General features: G+C 50.3%; 4 protein-coding genes. 3 read left to right on the top strand and 1 reads right to left on the bottom strand.

Going from position 1 to position 4,216, the window contains the following annotated elements:
* From VV869_RS16420 to VV869_RS16430, 3 genes are all read left to right on the top strand, one after another.
* Nucleotides 1-813: DEAD/DEAH box helicase (locus VV869_RS16420; protein WP_337736005.1), on the top strand; the 813-nt coding region annotated here is incomplete at its 5' end.
* A gap of 8 nt (nucleotides 814-821) precedes the next feature.
* Entirely contained in the window at nucleotides 822-1,556 is a 735-nt protein-coding gene (locus VV869_RS16425; protein WP_337736006.1) for a hypothetical protein, read from the top strand.
* Between the two features lie 139 nt (nucleotides 1,557-1,695).
* Entirely contained in the window at nucleotides 1,696-2,823 is a 1,128-nt protein-coding gene (locus VV869_RS16430) for a DNA cytosine methyltransferase (protein WP_337736007.1), read from the top strand.
* 52 nt (nucleotides 2,824-2,875) lie between these two features.
* Here the strand turns inward: VV869_RS16430 and VV869_RS16435 are convergent, their stop codons facing one another.
* A complete protein-coding gene (locus VV869_RS16435; protein WP_337736008.1) occupies nucleotides 2,876-3,967 on the bottom strand; it encodes a hypothetical protein in 1,092 nt (363 codons plus the stop codon).
* Nucleotides 3,968-4,216: the final 249 nt, after the last annotated feature.

The raw sequence follows: 4,216 nt of genomic DNA on the forward strand, positions 1-4,216 counted from the left end.
TTCGGTAACCCGGTTGTCAGCATTGACCTGGTGAAGGGGCTGAAAAGTGGCTTCTTGTCGAATGTCGACTACCGGATGTTTACTGACAATATTGACTGGGAGGCGCTCCGGGAGCTGAAGGGGGATAGCTTTTCGCCGAAGAAAATCAACCGGACCCTGTTTATTTCCGAGTGGGATGATGCCGTTGTCCTTGAGCTGAAAAAGGCATGGGCCGAGCAGCAGTCTCCCCGCGCGATAGTCTTCTGCGGGACGGTCGACCACGCCATCACGATGAGGGACCGGATCAATGCGCTAGGGTTCTGCCGTGCCGAGGCGATCTACTCCAGGACAATGGGGGGGATGGTGCTTGAAGGCTATGAGCGCAACCGGATATTGTGCGACTTCCATGACGGGGCAATACAGGTGGTGTGTGCCGTTGATATCTTCAATGAGGGGATTGATGTCCCTGATGTTAATATTGTTGTATTTCAACGAGTAACACACAGCAGGCGGATATTTATCCAGCAGCTGGGGAGGGGGCTCCGCCTGAGCCCGGGTAAGGACAAGGTGATTGTCCTGGACTTTGTTTCGGATATCCGGCGCTTTGCTGCCGGTATCAGCCTGAAGGACTCGCTGGGTGGCAATGACGGCCCGCTGCCTGGCCGCCCTGTCCGTGTCCGCCTGCCTTACAAGGTATCGTTCTGCAAGGTCGGCGGGGAAGACCCTAAGGCCGAGTCTTTTTTGCGCCAGTGGCTCGATGATGTCGCCGCTATCGAGGAGGCCAATGACGACGCTTCGGTACTCAAGTTCCCACCATCATTTAGCAAGGAGTAGTTTTAGGTATGACGTTTGATGATGTTATTGGCCAGATTGAATCGATGGTTGGCCTGGAGCTGAAAAGCATCCGGCCGGGCGCAAATATAACTGTTACTAAAGTTGATACCGACGCCAGGCGTGTTTGCCTGAGGACTGCAAAGGGGAAAGATAGGTCCCGCCCGTTTGGCGAGTTGCAGCGTATATGGGACGCCTTGTGTGAACATGGCCTTGCCCATGTAGATAGTGTCCTTAATGGTTCGGGTTCCAGCAGGAACCAGCCGGAAACCATAATCGCGTCTTTACCGCAGGTAGAATGGCTTTATATTAATGGGAAGAAGCACTTGGTTATGATGCCAGGGGAAACCCATCCGCTTGGGGCATTGCGGAAAATGGACGAGGTTGCAGCCGAGGAGCTGAAAAGGAAGCTAGGGCAATCAGAAGCAAATGCCGCGGGCCAGGAGCCGGCAAAGATACAGACGGTTGTTGTGAGCCAGGATATCGGGGGCCACTCTGGGATCCTGGAGCGCCAGTCCGGGGCCTCACCGAGGCTCCTCGAACAGGGGATCTACGAGTTTGCCATTGGTGGTAACAAGGCGCTTTTGGTTTCGGAGGGGGTGGCTCATGAGGACCTTCCTGCCGGTACCTATGTTGTCCTGTCCGGCAGCCCAGTGGTTACCGCCCCGTATAAGGTTGTCCGTATTATGGAACAGAGGTACTTCCTACAATTGCTGGGTGGGCTGAATGCCCTGTATGAGAGGTAGTGGGCAAATTTTCATTGTAACTGCAATATTTTTTAATTCTTATGGTTATATATACGTGCTAGGTCTACTTTGTATTGTATGTCCATACAGGGTAGAATCCAGCCCTTTCTGATTTTGCAGTTATGTGTAGGCAGTGGCAATGGCGAGTATATTCTCTTTCTTTACGGGTTCGGGCTTCCTGGATCTAGGCTTTGAAGAGGCAGGTTTTAATACTGCTGCAGTAAATGAGTTCCATGGGCCCTTCCTTGAGGCCTACAAGCATTCAAGAAAGGTGATGGACCGCCCTGTGCCAGAGTTTGGCCATTACCACTGTAGTATTGAAGATTTTGTAGGTGAAGGCCCGAAGTCTTCGGAGCTGGCTGGGCATGTGTCTGGTTTGCAGTCTTCTGGTGAGCTGGTTGGCTTCATTGGTGGCCCGCCGTGCCCAGATTTTTCTGTTGGCGGCAAGAACAAGGGTAAAGATGGTGATAATGGCCGCCTGTCCCGTACCTATGTGGATGCCATTATCCAGCATGGCCCGGACTTTTTCCTGTTTGAAAATGTAAAGGGGCTGTGGCGTACCGCCCGTCACCGTGAATTCTATGAAGAGCTGAAAGCGGATCTCCGCGCTTCAGGCTATGTACTGACAGACCACCTGGTGAACTGTATCCAGTATGGTGCCCCCCAGGACCGTGACCGTATACTTATGTTCGGCATGAAGAAGGAGCATTTGGTGCCTTCCTTTGGTGAAGGCATCTTGGCAAAAATGGAAATCCCGGAGGATAAGTTCAAGTGGGAAGCTCATATGAGATATACCCGGGAGCAGGCGCTGGATAAGCCGGACTGGCCGGATACCCGGGAGTTTGTTGAGGGTGCTGAAACCGATATGCCTGGCAGTGTGATTGAAGAACTGACTATCGAGCACTGGTTCAGGAAAAATGATGTGCTGCACCACCCGAACGCTGGTGCCTACTTCCAGCCCAAGTCGGCGAAGTTCCAAGAAGTTGCGGAAGGTGATACCAGCAAGAAGTCGTTCAAGCGCCTGCACCGCTGGCGTTACTCGCCGACAGCAGCTTACGGTAACAATGAGGTACACCTGCATCCGTACCAGCCGCGGCGCCTGAGTGCGGCAGAAGCGTTGGCGATCCAGTCCCTGCCGCCAGAGTTCGAGCTGCCGGCAAATATGACTTTGAGCGACAAGTTCAAGACCATCGGCAACGGGGTTCCGTATGTTGCAGCCCTAGGCGTGGCTAAGACGATTAATGATTTTATTCATCGAATAAAGTGAGTTATTTCTCACTTTTACGGGGAGGCTTCGCATTTAAGGCGAAGCTTCTGCTTCAGCCTGCTAATGGATCCTCTAAAAAAGTATGCAGGAACTTGATATTGTCTATCCCACACATATTCCGTCTTGTTAGGTGGTATAGGTCAAGTATTGCCGAGTAAGGCAAGTACTTGATGTTCAGCTCTCTGAATTGGGGATCGTTGGCTTTCTGGTGTATTTTAGCCCTGTATTTGTCATCTGGCGCCGCAATAATATAGGTCATGTCCATCAGCCTTGGGGCTGCTTCCATAAATCCTTTCATCCGGGTAAGCCCAGAGGTTACCCCTGTGCTGTGCTCGATCTCAATAATTGCCGGTATGTTACGGCCTTCTTTATCGAACCAAATACAATCAATAAGCTCCCCGGCTTTTGGTGCACCCGTATAGCCTTGCAGTGCTGGGACTTTCCTTAGGTCTTTGATTACATTTTTTTGCTCGATAAGCCGCTTCCCGTTGTATTGAACACCATGGTCATTCTTGGCTATCCAAACGTTCAGTCCAAGGGCTTCTGCGCATTTTACCAAGAGTACTTGCATCTGCTCGTGCTCCCGCTGGTACTCGGCCTCGGCTCCTTCAAGCGGTGGTTTGTTGGATGTAAGGGCGTCGATTTGTATATCTCGGTCTGCCTCGATAATACACATACCTTGTACTTCTTGTGTTTCGATGATCCCTGCGCGGTGTGGGCTGTCTGGGCGATATATGAGGTGCTTATGGCCGTTCTTTATTTTCGTGCTCTGGCCAACGTATTGAATTCTCCCTGGGTAACACAGGTAGAAATACTCAGTGTGTAACAACAAGGTTTCCAACGCTGAGCGCGTGTTATAACTGGCGCCGAATACCCGGTCTACGTTAACTGGCCTGTTTGGCTTGATCGCATTGGCCAGGCGCTGGATCATATCCACGGAAATACTGACCTCTACTGTCTTTTGTTCTTTTCCCCCTTTGGACGGGGTAATTCTCTCTATTAAAATTGGCCCTTCAGGTAACGTTACCTGGAGTATTTTGAGCCTGCTCTTAGTTGTTTTGGTTGGGTAGTCATAAATAGCTCTTTTGTTTAGCCCATCGATTGCCTTGGTGAGGTTCGTGGCGGTGTAGTCGCTATACTGCATAGATAAAGATCCCCCTTTTAACCAGTTGCATGTTAAAGTGAAAAATTTAATTAGTAAAGCACTGTTATTTAAGAATAAAACTTATATTTGATAATTTACTTATAGCTTTTTACCCGCTTTATTTGGTAATCCCCCCGAAAAATAACAGCAGCAAAAAGTAGAATTTTCTCGTAACCTAAACGAAAGGAGATTCTGCATGAAAAAATCACGGTACACGGACAGTCAGATCCTGGCGATCTTAAAACAGGC

It is taken from the genome of Photobacterium sp. MCCC 1A19761, from assembly GCF_037389125.1.
Taxonomy (GTDB): domain Bacteria; phylum Pseudomonadota; class Gammaproteobacteria; order Enterobacterales; family Vibrionaceae; genus Photobacterium.

Coding starts and splice junctions, on each gene's coding strand:
- VV869_RS16430 (WP_337736007.1), top strand. CDS start 1,696: ATGGCGAGTATATTCTCTTTCTTTACGGGTTCGGGCTTCCTGGATCTA.
- VV869_RS16425 (WP_337736006.1), top strand. CDS start 822: ATGACGTTTGATGATGTTATTGGCCAGATTGAATCGATGGTTGGCCTG.
- VV869_RS16435 (WP_337736008.1), bottom strand. CDS start 3,967: ATGCAGTATAGCGACTACACCGCCACGAACCTCACCAAGGCAATCGAT.